The 16,296-nt window shown below is 69.1% G+C and carries 16 protein-coding genes; 7 read left to right on the forward strand and 9 right to left on the reverse strand.

Annotation, left to right across the window (positions count from 1 at the left end):
- Window positions 1-9: 9 nt before the first annotated feature.
- Complete coding sequence (locus AB5I40_RS27915) at window positions 10-753, forward strand: SDR family oxidoreductase (protein ID WP_370933062.1); 744 nt, start codon at window positions 10-12, stop codon at window positions 751-753.
- A gap of 132 nt (window positions 754-885) precedes the next feature.
- A complete protein-coding gene (locus AB5I40_RS27920; protein WP_370933064.1) occupies window positions 886-1,296 on the forward strand; it encodes a VOC family protein in 411 nt (136 codons plus the stop codon).
- 3 nt (window positions 1,297-1,299) lie between these two features.
- Here AB5I40_RS27920 and AB5I40_RS27925 read toward each other — a convergent pair whose 3' ends face one another.
- The 4 genes from AB5I40_RS27925 to AB5I40_RS27940 form a co-directional block, all read right to left on the reverse strand.
- Window positions 1,300-1,977 carry a DedA family protein gene (locus AB5I40_RS27925; RefSeq protein ID WP_344266573.1) on the reverse strand — a complete coding sequence of 226 codons (678 nt, stop codon included), beginning with the start codon at window positions 1,975-1,977 and terminating at the stop codon, window positions 1,300-1,302.
- A gap of 165 nt (window positions 1,978-2,142) precedes the next feature.
- Window positions 2,143-2,967: a YceI family protein gene (locus AB5I40_RS27930; protein WP_354740776.1), complete on the reverse strand. Its 825-nt coding sequence runs from the start codon at window positions 2,965-2,967 to the stop codon at window positions 2,143-2,145.
- Window positions 2,964-5,594, reverse strand: coding sequence for an MFS transporter (locus AB5I40_RS27935; RefSeq protein ID WP_370933066.1), 2,631 nt, complete (start codon window positions 5,592-5,594; stop codon window positions 2,964-2,966). Before AB5I40_RS27935 ends, AB5I40_RS27930 begins: the two co-directional genes overlap by 4 nt.
- Window positions 5,591-6,118 (reverse strand): MarR family winged helix-turn-helix transcriptional regulator, encoded by a 528-nt coding sequence (locus tag AB5I40_RS27940; RefSeq protein WP_370933068.1) that lies wholly within the window; start codon window positions 6,116-6,118, stop codon window positions 5,591-5,593. Before AB5I40_RS27940 ends, AB5I40_RS27935 begins: the two co-directional genes overlap by 4 nt.
- A gap of 262 nt (window positions 6,119-6,380) precedes the next feature.
- On the opposite strand from AB5I40_RS27940, the gene AB5I40_RS27945 reads away from it, so the two are divergent.
- Window positions 6,381-6,806 carry a PPOX class F420-dependent oxidoreductase gene (locus AB5I40_RS27945; RefSeq protein ID WP_344266564.1) on the forward strand — a complete coding sequence of 142 codons (426 nt, stop codon included), beginning with the start codon at window positions 6,381-6,383 and terminating at the stop codon, window positions 6,804-6,806.
- A 232-nt stretch (window positions 6,807-7,038) separates the two neighbouring features.
- Here AB5I40_RS27945 and AB5I40_RS27950 read toward each other — a convergent pair whose 3' ends face one another.
- A complete protein-coding gene (locus tag AB5I40_RS27950; RefSeq protein WP_370933070.1) occupies window positions 7,039-7,611 on the reverse strand; it encodes a TetR/AcrR family transcriptional regulator in 573 nt (190 codons plus the stop codon).
- An 89-nt stretch (window positions 7,612-7,700) separates the two neighbouring features.
- Between AB5I40_RS27950 and AB5I40_RS27955 the strand changes: the two genes are divergently transcribed.
- Entirely contained in the window at window positions 7,701-9,215 is a 1,515-nt protein-coding gene (locus AB5I40_RS27955) for an MFS transporter (protein ID WP_370933071.1), read from the forward strand.
- A gap of 693 nt (window positions 9,216-9,908) precedes the next feature.
- On the opposite strand, the gene AB5I40_RS27960 is transcribed toward AB5I40_RS27955, so the two are convergent.
- Window positions 9,909-10,487 carry a TetR/AcrR family transcriptional regulator gene (locus AB5I40_RS27960; RefSeq protein WP_370933073.1) on the reverse strand — a complete coding sequence of 193 codons (579 nt, stop codon included), beginning with the start codon at window positions 10,485-10,487 and terminating at the stop codon, window positions 9,909-9,911.
- Between the two features lie 89 nt (window positions 10,488-10,576).
- Between AB5I40_RS27960 and AB5I40_RS27965 the strand changes: the two genes are divergently transcribed.
- The 3 genes from AB5I40_RS27965 to AB5I40_RS27975 all read left to right on the forward strand — a co-directional run bounded on the left by AB5I40_RS27965 (window position 10,577) and on the right by AB5I40_RS27975 (window position 13,575).
- The gene (locus AB5I40_RS27965; protein WP_370933074.1) at window positions 10,577-11,458 is read left to right on the forward strand and encodes an SDR family oxidoreductase; all 882 of its coding nucleotides are present in this window, start codon (window positions 10,577-10,579) and stop codon (window positions 11,456-11,458) included.
- 75 nt (window positions 11,459-11,533) lie between these two features.
- Window positions 11,534-12,130, forward strand: a complete 597-nt coding sequence (locus AB5I40_RS27970) for a class I SAM-dependent methyltransferase (RefSeq protein WP_370933076.1) — start codon at window positions 11,534-11,536, stop codon at window positions 12,128-12,130.
- Window positions 12,131-12,180: 50 nt separating this feature from the next.
- Complete coding sequence (locus AB5I40_RS27975) at window positions 12,181-13,575, forward strand: FAD-binding oxidoreductase (protein ID WP_182892825.1); 1,395 nt, start codon at window positions 12,181-12,183, stop codon at window positions 13,573-13,575.
- Window positions 13,576-13,639: 64 nt separating this feature from the next.
- On the opposite strand, the gene AB5I40_RS27980 is transcribed toward AB5I40_RS27975, so the two are convergent.
- The 3 genes from AB5I40_RS27980 to nagA all read right to left on the reverse strand — a co-directional run bounded on the left by AB5I40_RS27980 (window position 13,640) and on the right by nagA (window position 16,260).
- Window positions 13,640-14,344: a DedA family protein gene (locus AB5I40_RS27980; RefSeq protein WP_370933078.1), complete on the reverse strand. Its 705-nt coding sequence runs from the start codon at window positions 14,342-14,344 to the stop codon at window positions 13,640-13,642.
- Between the two features lie 141 nt (window positions 14,345-14,485).
- Entirely contained in the window at window positions 14,486-15,037 is a 552-nt protein-coding gene (locus AB5I40_RS27985; protein WP_370933080.1) for a hypothetical protein, read from the reverse strand.
- Between the two features lie 32 nt (window positions 15,038-15,069).
- Window positions 15,070-16,260, reverse strand: a complete 1,191-nt coding sequence (gene nagA / locus AB5I40_RS27990) for an N-acetylglucosamine-6-phosphate deacetylase (RefSeq protein ID WP_344266539.1) — start codon at window positions 16,258-16,260, stop codon at window positions 15,070-15,072.
- Window positions 16,261-16,296 lie beyond the last annotated feature (36 nt).

A 16,296-nucleotide genomic window follows, 5' to 3' on the forward strand; every position in this document is an offset into this window, starting at 1 on the left:
GAGTGACCTGTGGGGGTTTTGATCGTCACCGGCGGCAGCCGGGGCATCGGGGCGGCGATCTGCGAACTGGCCGCGACTCGCGGGTACGACGTGGTGGTGAACTACTCCGGCGACCAAGCCGCGGCCGAAGAGGTCGCCGAGCGGGTGCGTTCCCACGGTGCGCAAGCGCTTGCGCACCGCGCCGACGTGTCGGACGAACAGCAGGTCAGCGAGCTTTTTTCGGCGGCGGCCGAGCTGGGGCCGATCGGCGGCCTGGTGAACAACGCGGGCATCACCGGCAACACCCCGGGCCGGCTTGACGAGCAGAGCGTCGAGACCGTGCGGCGAGTGCTGGACATCAACGTCACCGGCGTTTTCCTGTGCTGCCGCGAGGCGGTGCGGCGGCTGTCCACGCGCTACGGCGGCTCTGGCGGCGCGATCGTGAACGTTTCGTCCACGGCGTCGCGGAACGCGTCAGCGGGCGAGTGGGTGCACTACGCGGCGTCCAAAGCGGCGGTCAACACGCTCAGCCTCGGCCTCGCGCGGGAGGTCGCCGACGAAGGAATCCGGGTCAACGTCGTATCCCCCGGCCTGGTCGAGACCGGATTGCACGCCGCCGCAGGAATGCCGGACCGGCTCGAGCGGCTCAGCGCGGGCATCCCGCTTCTGCGCGCCGGCCAGCCGGAAGAGATCGCGACGGCCGTGCTGTGGCTGTTGTCCGAGGAAGCGTCCTACACGGTGGGAGCGGTGCTCGAAGTCGGCGGCGGCCGCTGATCGATCTCGGACAGTGAGACGCCCGGAGACGGGCAGATCACGATTGACCCCGGAACTCGGTGAACTCGCCCGTAGCGGTTGTCCCGGTGTGCGAGTCTGGAACGAGGGGTTGAAAGGACGGCCGCGAAAGTCATGCCCAAGCTCACGTCTGTGCACCATCTGGCGCTCACCGTGACCGATGTGGACCGAAGTGTTCCCTGGTACGTCCGGGTGCTCGACCTCGAGGAAAGCCATCGGCGCGAAGACCCGGAAACCGGGGTGCGCAAAGTAGTTCTGCGTTCGGCGGGAGACGGTTTCTCCGTCGTGCTGGTCCAGCATCCGGACACGGAGAGACCCGTGTTCGACGAAAGACGCACTGGTCTGGACCACGTCGCGTTCTCGGTTTCGTCGCGTGCCGAGGTCGCCGAATGGGAGGACCGCCTGCGGGAGTACGGCGTTTCCTACCTGCCCGCGACGCAGTCGCAGACCTTCGAAGGTTCGGCGGTGATCGTGTTCCGCGATCCGGACGGCATCCAGCTGGAAGTCTGGTCCGACCCGTCCTGAAAATCAGGCGTGCGCGTCGTCGGGTTCGTCGACCGGACGCCGCATTTCCTGGCGGTAGCGCAGCACGCCGTACGCGGTGCCGAACACGAAGAACGCGATGCTCACCCACAGCGCCGCGGTCTTGACCCACGGGATGGCGTCGAGCAGTCCTGCGCCGTAGTAGCCGAGCAGCACCAGCGTCGGCACCCACAGCAGCCCGCCGACGGTGGTGGCGAGCAGGAACCGGCGCGAATCCATCCGCGCGGCGCCGGCGATGAGCGGGGCCAGCGTGCGGATCCACGGGATCCACCTGGCCGCGACGATCGCGAAGAAACCCTTGCGGTCCAGGAACTCCTGCGCGCGTTCGAGGTTGCGCCGGTTGAGCATCCGGCCGCCGCGGCGGGCGATGAGCGTGGTGCCCGCGCCGCGGCCGATGTAATAGCCGATCTGGTTGCCGAACACGGCGGTGAGCAGCGCGGCCCCGGACAGCAGCCACGCGTTGAGGTCGGATCCGTGCTGCGCGAGCACCACGCCCGCGCCGAACAGCAGCGAATCGCCGGGCAGGAAGAGCCCGATGATGAGCGCGCATTCGATGAGCACGAACGACAGCACGATGACCCAGACGAGCACCGGGCCGGCGGTGTCCAGCCAGCTCAGGCCGATTCCCGCGGCGTGCGCGGGCTGGGCGGCGTCGAGGTTCACGCGAAGAGCCTACGTGGCGGGAAGCGGCTGCAGTACGCAACCATCGAATCCTCCGCATTCGGTGACTTTGGGTATTCCTGGGGTAACCAGACTGTTCACCCTTTTCGCCCAGGACAACGAACAGGCCGCCCGGAACAGTTCCCGGGCGGCCTGTCGCGGTTTTCTCTAGAACTGCGGCAGGGACTCGCCCTGCACCGCCTCGATGTCCAGCTCCACCTTGACGGTCGTGCCGATCGCGGCCACGCCGGCCCGCACCATCGCGCTGTAGTTGATCGCGAAATCGTTGCGGTGCAATTGCGTTTCGGCGTGGAACGCGGCCCGCACGCCGCCCCACGGGTCCGGGCCGTGCCCGGTGTAGCGCAGGTCGAGCGTGACGTCGCGGCGTTCGCCGTGCAGCGTGAGCACGCCGCGCAGCGCCCAGTTGTCCGTGCCGAGCTGGGAAAGCCCGGTGCTTTCGAACGTGATCAGCGGATACGCGTCGACGTCGAGGAACTCGGCCGAACGCAGGTGGTCGTCCCGCATCTTGATGCCGCTTTCGATGCTGCCCGCCTTGATCTCGGCGTGCACCGTCGACCGTTCCACCGGGCGGGCGACCTCGATCCGCCCGGCCACGTCCGGGAACCGCACCTTGATGCTCGCGATGCCCATGTGCCGCGCGGTGGCGACCACCGACGAGTGCATCGGGTCGATCGTCCACGGGCCTTCCGGCGGCAGCTCGACCGCGCCGGAAACCGGCACGAGCGCGATGTCGCCGAGCAGCCCGGCCCCGTCCGAGCCGATCTGCACGGTGCGGGCCAGCGGCGTGTACCCCGGCGCGGTGATCACGGCGGTGTAGACGCCCGGGGGCAGCGGGTCAGTGACCACTGCCCCCTTCGCGTCCGTGACCTGCCGCGCGACCTGGCGACCGTTGAGGTCGGTGACCGTGAGCACCGCGTTCTCGACCGGCCATCCGCCGTTCGAGCGCAGCTGTGCGCGCAGGCCCCCGCTCATGACCGGTCGACCAGCTCGTCGAGCGCCTGGTCGTAGCTCAGCCGCACGTCGTGCTGCGCCTCGCCGTCGTTCAGCGTCACCTGGCTGGTGGCGGGCGGGTAGCCGCTCGCCACGACCGTGTACGAGCCGATCGGCAGGTCGCTGACGACGTACCGGCCCTCGCTGTCGGTGCGGGCCACCGCCGCGACGTTGCCGTTCGCGTCGAGCACGGTGATCCGCGCGTCCGGCACGATCCGGTCGCCCTCGGTGCGCGCGACGCCCTGGAGCAGCACCGCGCCGGCGAGTTCGACGTCGTGGCGGAGCACGCCGCTGTCCGGCACCGTCAGGGTGACCGCGACCGGGCGGTAGTGCGGGCCGCTCGCGACCAGCGTGTACTGCCCGGCACCGACGCCGCTGAAGGTGTAGACGCCGTCCTCGGTCGTGATGAACGCGCCGTTGACCTCGCCGCGCGAGTCGGTCAGCGTGACCGTCGCGTTGGCCAGCGGGGTCGAGGTGCCGATCGAACGGACCACGCCGGTCAGCTCGCCGGAACCGGTGAGCGTGACGTCCAGGTTCGCCGGGTGCCCGCCGACCACCACGCTGGAGGCCTGCGGCTGGTGCCCGGGAGCGGACACGATCAGCACGTACGTTCCCGGACCCTGGGTCGGGATCGAGTAGCTGCCGTCGCCGTTGCCGGTCGCCCGCGCCACCTGACGGCCCTGCTGGTCGATCAGGGTCAGCGCGGCCGCGCTCACGTGGCTGCCGTCCTGGCGGCGCACGTGGCCGGTGACCGGGACGCCGCCCGAGCCGGTGGTCGTGCCGAATTCGGCGTCAGCCAGCGAATTGGTGATCGGCATCGGCCGGGCGTCGGCCACCGCCTGCGCGTCGCCGTGACCGTTGGTCAGTGCGTGTTTGCCGCCCGCTCCGACCAGTACCGGCTCCTGCTTCGGGGCCTCCTCGAACAGCGAACCCGTCTTCAGCTCCGCGGTGTCGTCGTTGGCCGGGACCGGAGCGGTCTCGTCCAAGTCCAGCAACGCCTCGCCGCCTTCGACCGCGGCCGCGGCCGGGTTCATGCCCGCCAGCGGGATCTCCTTCATGAACAGCAGCACCAGCGTGGCCAGCAGCGCGACGCCGCCGGCGACCCAGAACACCGTGGTGATGGACTCGGTGAAGCCGATGAGGATCGGCGTGCGCACCGCTTCCGGCAGCGTCTGGATGACGCTCGTGTTGCTCGACAGGTCGCCGAGGTTGGCGCCCCCGCCCGGAGGCAGGTGGCCGCCGAACGCCTTGGTGATGTTGCCCGGCAGCACGTTGAACAGAATCGTCAGGAACACCGCGACACCGGCGGTACCGCCGATCTGGCGGAAGAACGTGGCCGACGCGGTCGACACGCCCATGTCCTTGCGCGGGCCCGCGTTCTGCACCGCGATGATCAGCGTCTGCATGCACTGGCCGAGGCCGAGACCGATGACCAGGGCGGCCACCAGCGGGTGCCAGATCGGGGTGTCGTACTTGACCAGCGCGAAGAAGAACGCGCCCGCGGCGATCAGGATCGTGCCGACGACCGGGAAGATCTTGTAGCGCCCGGTCTTCGAGGTGATCTTGCCGGAGATGATCGAGCTGGACATGATGCCGACCATCAGCGGCAGCATCAGCAGACCCGATTCGGTCGGCGTGTAGCCCTGCACGACCTGCAGGTACTGCGGGATCATCGTGATCGCGCCGAACATCGCCACCCCGACGATCACGCCGCCGATGATGGCCACGGTGAAGGTCGAGTTCTTGAACAGCCGCAACGGAATCAGCGCGGCGTCCTTCATCAGCTTCTCGACGACGATGAACAGCACGATGCCGACGCCGCCGATGATGTACATCCAGATCGACTTCTGGTCGCCCCAGCCCCACTTCTGGCCCTGTTCGGCGACGATCAGGAACGGCACCACGGCGATGACCATGGTGAGCGCGCCCCACCAGTCGATCTTGTGGTCGTGGCGGTTGTGCGGGACGTTCAGCACCTTCGCGACGACGAACAACGCGATAATGCCGATCGGCACGTTGATCAGGAAGACCCAGCGCCAGCCGTGCAGGCCGCCGAGGCTGTCGAAGCCGGCGAAGAAGCCGCCGAGCACCGGGCCGAGCACAGTCGAGATGCCGAACACGGCGAGGAAGTAGCCCTGGTAGCGCGGGCGTTCCCGCGGCGGGACCACGTCGCCGATGATCGTCATGGCCAGCGACATCAGACCGCCGGCGCCGAGACCCTGCACCGCGCGGAACGCGGCCAGTTCGTACATCGTCGTCGAAGCCGACGCCGCCGCCGAACCGACGACGAAGATCGCGATCGCGGCGAGGTAGAACGGCTTGCGGCCGTAGATGTCGGAAAGCTTGCCGTAGATCGGCGTGGCGATCGTCGACGTGATCAGGTACGCCGTGGTCGCCCACGCCTGCAGGTCGAAGCCGTGCAGGTCGTTGGCGATCCGGACGATCGAGGTGCCCACGATCGTCTGGTCGAGCGCGGCGAGGAACATGCCGCACATCAGGCCGCTGATGATCGTGACGATTTGGCGGTGGGTCAGCCGCGGACCGCTCTCGCTGTCGTCAGCGGGCGCTCCCCCTCGCGACTGAGGTTGTTTTTCAACGGTGGACGTCATGCGTTCGAGGCCCCCTTGGCCTGTGCCGGCGCTGTGGTGTCGGACAGCGACGGATTGTTCTTTTCGATACCTGTGTTGAGCCGCGCGAGAAGCTCGTTGAGCGTCTCGCGCTCCTCCTGGCTCCAGTCGCCGAGTACTTCGGCCAGCCACCGGGCGCGGTGCTTGCGGTTTTCGTCGAAGACGCGAAGGCCTTCGGCGGTCGGGGCGAGCAAGCAGGCGCGGCCGTCCTCGGGGTCGGCCTGCCGTTCGACGAGTCCGTGCTGCACGAGCGAGCTGGACTGCCTGCTGATCGTGGAGATCTCCGAGTGCAGGAACTCGGCCAGCTTGCTGGTGCGTTGCGGGCCTTCGTGGACGAGGCAGAAGAGGATCGCGTACGCGGCCCTTTCGATCCCGTCCGGACCGTGTTTGGCGACCTGTGACTTCGCCTTGGTGATCAAGCGCATGAACCGGACCAGCTCGTGTCCGAGCTGGTCGGCGATGTCGAGGTCGGCCTCGGGCCTGACGGCGGAGTTCTGAGGTGCCATGTGGGTCTTCCTTGGGGCGGAGCAAACCATTGGTTGGCGACTGCAACTAGTTGCCTTAAGCAAGAGTGTGCCCGTACGGCGTATTTCGCAAGCGGCCGACCCCTGGTTGTGTCACAGGACACTTTAGTTGCCGCATGCAAGCAGATTTCAACCGGAGGGGTGGCGTCCGGTTTCTCCCGGTATGCGGACGCCGCTGGTCACCCGGGGTTCACTCGGGGTTTCGGGGCGGGAACAGATCCTTCTCGCCGGGCCTTGTAGGGGTATGACTGACGACACAGCGCTCTACGACCTCATCGCGGCGGGCAAGCAGGGGGTCCTGGCGACCCTGAAGCGGGACGGCCGTCCCCAGCTGTCGACGGTGACCCATTACTTCGACCGCGACGCCCGCCAGCTGCAGGTGTCGATCACGGACACGCGCGCGAAGACGAAGAACATGCGGCGGGATCCGCGGGTGAGCTACCACGTGGCGTCGTCGAATGGCTGGTCGTACGCGGTGGCGGAGGGACGGGCGGTGCTGTCGCCGGTCGCCGCGGCGCCGGACGACGAGGCGGTGGAGGCGTTGATCGCGTTGTATCGCAAGGTCGCGGGCGAGCATCCCGACTGGGCGGAGTACCGGGCGGCGATGGTGGCGGATCAGCGGCTGGTGCTGACGGTGGAGATCGAGCGGGTTTACGGGTTGGCTCGCTGAGGTTTCCGGCTGCGTGTGCTTGCGCGCCTTCGGGTCGTGAGGGAATCAGAGTCCCTCAGGGAGGCCCTCACGGACGTGAAGTCGGGTGCGGCTAGGTGCCCGGCCGTGGTTTGTTTCGGAGCTGACCCGGCACAGCAGCCGGGTACGAAGGCCGTCGACCTGCCCACCGTCGAAGCCCTGCGTGAGACCGCGGCCCGGTTCGGGCGCGCTGCTTCTCGCCGTGCGTCGCGACTCAGCTTTTCCGGTGCCCCGCCGCGACTGTCGCCTCGGCCGGTGCCCCGGCCTGGATCCGGTCCGCGATCTCGTCGATCTGCGCCAGCAGGCTTTCCGTCGCCTCTTCGCCCAGTGCCGCGCGCATGTAGAGGCCTTCGCCGACCAGCATCACGAGCTCCGCCGTCAGCGGGTCCTCGATGTGTTCCAGCATCAGCGCGCGGGTGCGCTCGGTGCAGCGCCGCGACACCTCCGCCGCGATCGGGTCGTTGAGCACCAAGCGGATCGCGGCCATCGTCGTGCGGTGCAGCGCGAGGTCGCTCGTGACGTCGGTGATCGCCGAGCGCAGGTAGTAGCGGACCACGCCCTCCGGCGCGCCCCGCGCGCGTTCGAGGTCGTCGTCGGTCAGCCGCTCCAGGCGTTCGAGCAGGCCGTCGCGCAGGGCGTCCTTCGAGCCGAAGTGGTAGAGCAGGCCGCCCTTGGACACCCCGGCGTGCGCCGCGACGGCGTCGAGCGTGATCTCGGCCGGGCCGCGGTCGGCGAGGATGACCTCGTACGAACCGAGGATGCGTTCACGTGCTGAAGGTTTAGCCATCACCTTGACTATACCGTCCAGACGGTTTACCTTCTACCTCAGGAACGAAACTGTACCGTCTGGACGGTATAAGAAAGGAAGAGTGCGCCATGGTGCGGCGCGGAGGCCAGTGGTGGGCTTTGGCAGTGCTGGTGCTGCCGGTCCTCTTGATCAGCGTGGATACGACAGTCCTGGGCTTCGCCCTGCCCTATCTCAGCGAGGATCTCGCGCCCACGGGTGCGGAGCAGCTGTGGATCGTCGACGTCTACTCGTTCGTCCTGGCCGGATTGCTGGTCTTCATGGGCACGCTGGGCGACCGGATCGGCAGGCGGCGGCTGCTGCTCATCGGCGGTGCGGCGTTCGGCGCGGCCTCGGTGCTGGCGGCGTTCGCCACGTCGCCGCTGATGCTGATCGTCGCGCGGGCGTTGCTGGGCGTCGGCGGCGCGACGCTGATGCCGTCCACGCTGTCGCTGATCCGGAGCATCTTCACCGAGGACCGCACGCGGCGCACCGCGGTCGCGATCTGGAGCGCGGCGTTCTCCGGAGGGATGGCGGTCGGCCCGGTCGTCGGCGGCTGGCTGCTCGAGCACTTCTGGTGGGGTTCGGTCTTCCTGATCAACGTCCCGGTGATGGTGCTGCTGCTCGTCGCGGGCCCGTTGCTGCTGCCGGAATTCCGCGATCCGAACCCGGGCCGCTTCGACCCGTGGTCGGCGCTGCTGTCGCTGGGCACGATGCTGCCGGTCGTCTACGGCGTGAAGATCGCCGCGACGGAGGGCATCACCTGGCCAGCCGGTTTCGCGATCGTCGCCGGGCTAGCGCTGGGTGTCGCGTTCGTGCGCCGGCAACGGCGGCTTGACCAGCCGATGCTGGATCTCGGCCTGTTCGCCAACCGCCAGTTCGCCGGTTCGGTGATCACGAACCTGCTGGGTGTGTTCGCTCTGGTCGGGCTGTTGTTCCTGCTGCCGCAGTACCTGCAGCTGGTGCTCGGCCTGAAGCCGCTGGTCGCGGCCCTGTGGATGCTGCCCGCGACGGTCGCCGGAGTCGTCGGTGCCCTGGCGGCCGCGTGGCTCGCCCGCCGAGTCCGGGTGCCGGTCCTGGTCAGCCTGGGCCTGCTGCTCGGCGCGGCCGGCTTCCTGGCCCTGACAACGATCGGAGCCGACGCCGGATTGGCCGCGGTCGTGATCGCGTTCGTCCTGGTCGGCGGCGGGGTGGCGCTGTCGGAAACCCTCACGAACGACCTCGTGATCTCCGCCGCCCCGGTCAACCGCGCCGGTGCCGCGTCGGCGATCTCGGAAACGGGCTACGAACTGGGCGGCGCACTGGGCACGGCTCTGCTGGGCAGTCTCGCCACAGCGGTCTACCAGTCAGGCCTGCCCGCCACCACGCCCGCCGCGGCCCACGACACCCTGGGCGGTGCGGTAGCCACTGCGCATGGCATGCCCGCCGCTGAAGGTGCGGAGTTGCTGAGCACCGCACGCGAGTCCTTCGTGACGGCGTTGCACACGAGTGCGTGGGTGGGTGCCGCGATCCTCGTGTACACGGCAGTGCAGGCGTACTTCCTGTTGGGCCGCCGTCGAAACCGTCCGCAGGCGGAGCAGCCGGAGGAGGCTGCGATGTCGGCGTGACCCAGGCCCGTCGGGCAGGCGAACGAGAGTCGTCTGCCTGACGGGACGCGCAGTTTCGCTTGGCGGGCAAGGAAAAGGGGCCCGGCCGGGCGGCAATGCGTTGACGCGTGACGAGTGCGGGTACCCGTCCGGCTTGAGATGCTCGGAGCTTTGAGGTGAGCGGGAACCGTTGGCGCTGCTCGGATCCTGTCCGGCCCAACGGCGCGGGAGCAGCTGCCGGGGCCCGGTGGGTTCGCTCCCCTCACGGACCACGGCCGGCGTGCGCCGGGCCAGTCCGCGGGAGTGAGCCGGATTGGCTCGGTCGGTCAGCCCGGCGAAGCGCTGGCCGCGCGAAGATTCTCATTCGGTCCCGTCAGGCGGGTGAGCAAGAGTCGCCTGCTTGACGGGACGCGCAGTTTCGCTTAGCGGACAAGGAAAGGCTTCCGGCCGGGCGGCAATGCGTTGCGGCTTGACGAGCGCGGGTACCGTCCGGCTCGACATGCTCGGGGCTCAGAGACGGATCGAGATGCTCGTGGCTCTGAAACGAGTGGAAACCGTTGGCGCTGCGCGGATCCCGCCCGACCCCACGGCGCGGGAGCAGCTGCCGGGGGCCGGTGGGTTCGCTCCTGCGAAAGTCCGTGAGGGGAACCCTCACAGACTTCGGCATTGCGTGCCGGGCAAGTCCGCAGGAGCGAGCAGGATCCGCTCCGCCTCTCAACCCAACGAAGCGCTGGCCGCGCGAAGCTCCTCCAACGCAGCCACCAAATACTCCGCCGGATCAGCGTCATCCCCGCGATCGCTCTCCGACCACTCGAAATAGCCCCGCTTGAAAGCCAGCACCCCCAACTCGCTGGCGAGCGCCGCGGTCGCGTCGGGCAGGCCTCGGGCGGTCAGTGCGGAAGTCATCGCCGCGGCGAGGCCGACGCTCTTCAGTGCGTCCCGCTCCTGCAGTTCCGTGCTGGCCGCAACCGCGGCCTTCAACCGAGGGGCGAGTTCCCGGTTCATCGGGCCCATCGCGGTCGCGGCGCGGCGCAGGCCTCCCGCGACTGCTTCCAGCGGGCTGGCGTCGGCGGGTGCGTCGGCGATTCCCTCCGCGAGCAGCCGGCTCAGCGTTTCCTGTCCGGCCACCAGCAGTTCCCGCTTGTCCGGGAAATGCCGGAAGAACGTGCTCTTGGTGACGCCGGCGCGCTCAGCGATCTGCGCGACCGTCGTGGCGTCGTAGCCCTGTTCGGCGAACAGGTCGACGGCCGCGACGACCAGCCGTTCGCGCGCTCCGGGTTCCCATCGGGCCATGAAAACCATCCTATGTGATGAGACCTTTGTCCCGTCATGCTGGTAGCGTGTGACGGGACAAGTGTCCCATCACTGTGAGGGAGAAATCCATGCGCGTGTTCGTCACCGGAGCGACCGGTTTGATCGGCTCCGCGGTCGTCGCCGAACTGCTGGGCAACGGCCACTCCGTCCTGGCGCTCGCTCGGTCCGAAGCCTCCGCCGCGGCGGCCGAAAAGGCTGGTGCCGAGCCGGTGCGGGGTGCGCTGGCTGATTTGGCCGTCCTCCGCGAGGCCGTGGCCAAGGCCGACGGGGTGGTGCACCTCGCCTTCGCCAATGCGTTCAGCAGCGACGAAGCCCTCGCGAACGCGGTCGCCGAGGAAACGGCGGCGCTCAAGGTGCAGGCTGAGGCGCTCGTCGGCAGCGATCGGCCGCTGGTCACGGTTTCCGGGACGCCGTATGCGCCGGGTCGCGCGTCGACCGAGGCTGATCCGGTTTCGACGGACGGGCCCGTCGGCGGGAGGGGGCGCACGGTCGCCGAGGTGCTGGGGTTCGCGGATCGCGGGGTCCGGACGTCCGCGGTGCGCCTGCCGCGCACGGTGCACAACAACGGCGAGGGCGGGTTTGCCGGTCTGTTGACCAATATCGCCCGGCAAACGGGAGTGTCCGGTTATCCGGGCGACGGCTCACAGCGGTGGCCGGCGGTGCACGCGCTCGACGCGGCGGTGCTTTTCCGGCTCGCTTTGGAGAAGGCGGAGCCCGGTACTGCCTGGCACGCGGTCGCCGACGAAGGCGTTCGGGTCGCGGACATCGCGGCGGTGATCGGACGGCGGCTGGGGCTCCCGGTCGAATCGGTGCCGGAGGCGACTTACGGGCCGCTCGGTCCCATTTTCGCGACCGATCAGCCCTCCTCCAGTGCGCACACCCAGCAAGCGCTCGGCTGGGCGCCGAAGCACCCCGGCCTGCTGGCGGACCTGGAGAACCTTCGGGGCTGATTTTGCGGTTCCAGCAAAGAACCTTGCCGTCCGACGCGGTCAGCGGAATCGTGAACGGCGGAGGTGGTAACGAAAATGGCTCCGTCCGGCGAATCCGAAGCACCACAAGACGGGCAGTTCTGGGAAGACCTCTACCGCAGCCGCGAGCAGGTCTTCAGCGGTGAGCCCAACGGCGTCCTCGTCACCGAGGTCGAAGGGCTTCCGCCGGGGCAGGCGTTGGACGTCGGGTGCGGCGAAGGCGGCGATGCGCGGTGGCTGGCCGCGCACGGCTGGCAGGTGACGGCGCTCGACATCTCGCGCACCGCACTCCAGCGGGCGGCCGCCGCTAACGCCGGGATCGCTTGGGTGTGTTCGGATCTGGCCGCGAGTCCGGTTCCGGCTAGGGCGTTCGACCTGGTCAGCGTCCAGTATTTCCCGCTTCGCCCCGACGACGGGGTCGTGCGGAAGCTGCTCGACGCGGTCGCGCCCGGCGGGACGTTCCTCTTCGCCAGTCACGACCCGCGCGACCTGAGGCCGGAGCACTCCGGCTACTGCCAGCCCGACGACATCGCGCGGGTTCTCGGCGACGAGTGGACCGTCCTCGTCAACGAGAGCCGGCCACGGGTGTCGCCTGCCCCGCCAGGCACCGCGCACACCCGTGACACCGTCCTGCGCGCCCAGCGGACCAGCTAATATCGGAATTAATATTCCGCACTGCGAACTTCCCGGTTTACCATGCGGGAATGAGCAACGACGCCCTCCTCCAGCGGCTTCGGGACGACCTCGGCCCGGCCGCGGTGCTCACCGACGCTGACGTCACCGACGCCTACGCGCGCGACATGATGCCGCTCGCTCCCTCGGGAAAACCGCTGGCGGTAGTGCTTCCGGCGGATACCGCGGGAGTGCAGGCGACTGTCCGGGCTTGTGCCGAAGCGAGAGTCCCCATCGTGCCGCGCGGGGCGGGCAGCGGGCTTTCCGGCGCGGCCAACGCGATCGACGGCTGTGTCGTGCTTTCGCTGACCAAGCTGAACGAGATCGTCGAGGTCGACGCGGGCAACCGGCTCGCCGTCGTGCAGCCGGGCGTAGTCAACCTCGACTTCCGGTCCGCCGTCGAGAAGCACGGCCTGTTCTATCCGCCGGACCCGTCCAGCTACGACTGGTGCACCATCGGCGGAAACCTCTCCACCAACGCCGGCGGCCTCTGCTGCGTGAAATACGGCGTGACCACGGATTCGGTGCTCGGCCTCGAAGTCGTGCTCGCGGACGGATCGCTGCTGAAAACCGGCCGCCGCACGGTGAAGGGCGTCGCGGGGTACGACCTGACCAAGCTGTTCATCGGCAGCGAGGGCACGCTCGGCGTCATCACCCAGGCGACCGTCTCGCTGCGGCCGCTTCCGCAGGCCCCGGCCACTTTTGTCGCCGGGTTCAACACCACCGAGGCGGCGGGCGAAGCGGTCGCGCGGGCGGTGCGCGAGGGGCTCGTGCCGTCGCTGCTGGAGATCATGGACGCGGCGTCGATCAAGGCGTCCGAGACCTACCTCAACACCGACCTCGGGGCGGGCTCGGACTGTCAGGCGCTGCTGCTCGGCCAGTCCGACGCGGGCGGTGAGGCGGCCCGGCGCGAGCTGGCGCTGCTCGAACAGATCTGCACTGACTGCGGCGCGGACCTCGTCTACGCCACGGACGACCTCGAAGAGGGCAAGATGCTGCTGCAGGCCCGCCGCGTCGTGCTGACCGCGCTGGAGACCTACGGCGTCTGGCTCACCGACGACGTCAGCGTGCCCCGCACCCGGATCGCCGAACTGATCCGCGGCTGCGAACGGATCAGCGAGAAGGTCGGGCTCAAGATCGCCGTCGTCGGCCACGCCGGGGACGGGAACATGCACCCGACCATCGTGTACGCGCCCGATTCCGAGGACGAGTTCGCGCGCGCCCAGCAGGCGTTCGACGAGATCCTCGAGGTCGGACTGTCGCTCGGCGGCACGGTGACCGGCGAGCACGGCGTCGGCAAGATCAAGCGCGAATGGCTCGCCCGCGAGATCGGCCCGGTCGGGATCCGCGTGCACCGGCAGATCAAACAAGCCCTTGACCCGGAAAACCTCTTCAACCCGGGCTCGATGTTTTCCATGACTGACTGACCCCAGCAACGACGAAGCGGCGTCCGGAAAAGTCCGGACGCCGCTTCGGTCAGCCAAGAAAAGCTCAGTCGCGCACGCGCGGGATCTGCTGCGTGACGTCGGCGGAATCGTCGGCCGGGCGGGCCTTCTTCTCGCGGCGGCTCTTCAGGTACTCGATGGCGATCGGCACCACCGACACCAGCACGATGAGGACGAAGATCGCGTCGACGTTGTCCCGGATGAAGCCGATGTTGCCCAGCAGCGACCCCAGCACGGTGATGCCCGCGGCCCAGAGGATGCCGCCGATGACCGTGTACGTGAAGTAGCGCTTCGGGTCCATCCGGCCGATGCCGGCGATCCAGGTGATGAACGTCCGCACGAACGGCACGAACCGGGCCAGCACGACGGCCTTCGGACCGTGCTTCTCCAGGAAGCTGTGCGTCTTGTCGACGTACTCCTGCTTGAAGAACTTCGAGTCCGGCCTGCTGAACAGCTTCGGCCCGACGAAGTAGCCGAGGTAGTACCCCACGACGTTGCCCAGCAGCGCCGCGACCGTGACCAGCACGCACACCAGCCACAGCGGCGCCTTCAGCGTGCCGTTCGCGATGAACAGGCCCGCGGTGAAGAGCAGCGAGTCGCCGGGCAACACCGGGAAGATGCTGCTCTCGATGAAGATGATCAAGCACAGCACGGCGATCACGGGCGCCGTCAGCCCGTTCAGCAGATGCTGCGGGTCCAGCCACGACGGCAGCAGGGACATGGTGGTCACTGTGTTCTGGGCGAGAATCACACCGAAAACGGTACAGGGTGACTCACGGTGGCCTCATCGGGCAAGGAATCGCAGGTCATCGGTGTGGGATCGGGGTTAAGAACTCGGCCCGGGAGTGCCCTGCCGGAGTGGCCGTCCGGGCAAGCCAGGCGGATCCGGGCCTCAGATCAGCGTCAGCAGGCCGATGACGGACCCGGCGGCCAGTCCCAGCAGCACGGCCAGCAACAGCACCCAATGTGCGGGTAGCGGGCCGCTCTGGGCTGCCTGCACGGGACGGCGGACCGTCTCGTCGCTGGCCCCGACCGGCGGGATCGAGCCGGTCGTGCCGGGCGAGGTGTGGTCGGCCGCGTCGAGGGCGGCGCGTTCGCGGGCGAGCGAGTCCGCGCCCGCGCCGGACAACAGCCCGTAGTTGGGCGGCAGTTCGGTGGTCGGACCGGTCTGCGACGGCGCGCCGGTCTGAGCGAAGGACCCGGTGCCGGAAGCCGGAGCGGCGTTGAACGAGCCGGTTCCGGGAGCACCGGGGCCGGAAATGCCGGGTCCGCCGGCCGCGCTGAACGAACCCGTGCCGGAAGCGCCAGGCTGCACCGCGCCTTGCGCACCGGTCCCGGACTCGGCCTGCTCTTCGACCGGGTTCGCCACGACGTGCGGAGCGAAGACGGCTTGTGCACGCAGCGCGTCGGCCAGTAACCGTTCCGGGTCTTTCGGCTCGCTCATCCGCTCCGTCCGCCTGTCGAAGTGCTAGCTCGTCACGTACTCAAGGTAGCCCGCCCCGCCTCGGCCACCCATTCGCCCCGGTGCAGTACCCGGGACGGGCGCAGGTCGTCGTCCAGGATCACGGCGTCCGCGGCGAGGCCGGGGCGCAGTGCGCCGGTGCGGTCGGCGATGCCGAGCAGTTCGGCCGGTCGCGCCGACGTCGCCCGGACGGCGTCCAGTACGTCGAGTTTCGCACCCTTCACCAGGTTGCGGAAGGCGTTGTCCATGGTCAGCGTGCTTCCGGCGAGGGAACCGTTGTCCAGGGTGGCGACGCCGTCGTGGACGTCGACCGCCAGCCTGCCGAGGGTGTAGCGGCCGTCGGCGGCGTCGGTGGCCGACATGGCGTCGGTGATCAGCACCGTCCGGCCGCGCCCCGCGTGCTGCGCGGCCAGCCGCACGACCGTCGGGTGCAGGTGGACCAGGTCGCAGATCAGCTCGACGGTCACGCGCTCGTCGTCGAGCAGCACGCCGACCGGGCCCGGCTCGCGGTGGTGCAGCGGGCGCATGCCGTTGAACAGGTGGGTGGCGACCGTCGCGCCGGCGTCGATGGCCGGAACCAGCTGGTCAGCGACCCCGTCGGTGTGGCCGATCGCGGCGATCACGCCCGATTCCGCGAGCTGCCGGACCGCCTTGACGCCGCCGTTCAGCTCCGGCGCGAGCGTGACCATCCGGATGGAGCCGTGCCCGGCGCGCAGCAGCTTCTCGACGGTGCCGGTGTCCGGTTCACGCAGAGTGTCCGGATCGTGGGCGCCGCAGCGGGCGCGCGAGATGAACGGGCCTTCCAGATGGATGCCCGCGAGGTCGCCCTCCTGGACGAGTTCGCGCAGGGCGGCGATCTGCTCGGTGAGCAGGTCGATCGGGTCGGAGACCAGGCTCGCGAGCATGGTCGTGGTGCCGTGCCGCCGGTGGGCGCGGACCGCGGTGCGGATCTCGTCCGGGTCGAGCGTCGAGAACGAGGCACCGCCGCCGCCGTGGCAATGGGTGTCCACGAAACCGGGGACGACCAGCGCGCCGGCGACGTCGACCGTCGCGGCATCCGGGCTGCTCGGGGGCGTGCCGGTGCCTACCGCGGCGATCTGTCCGCCGGACACGGCGAGCCAGCCGTCGTCGAGTACGCGGTCCGGGGCCACGACGCGGCCGCCCGTGATGACGAAGTCTCCGGGGTGCTTCACGCGGTCCAGCATATATTGGTCTGGACCAGAGAGGGCCGACCAGCGCGA

Source organism: Amycolatopsis sp. cg13 (assembly GCF_041346965.1).
In the GTDB taxonomy this organism is placed as follows: Bacteria; Actinomycetota; Actinomycetes; order Mycobacteriales; family Pseudonocardiaceae; genus Amycolatopsis.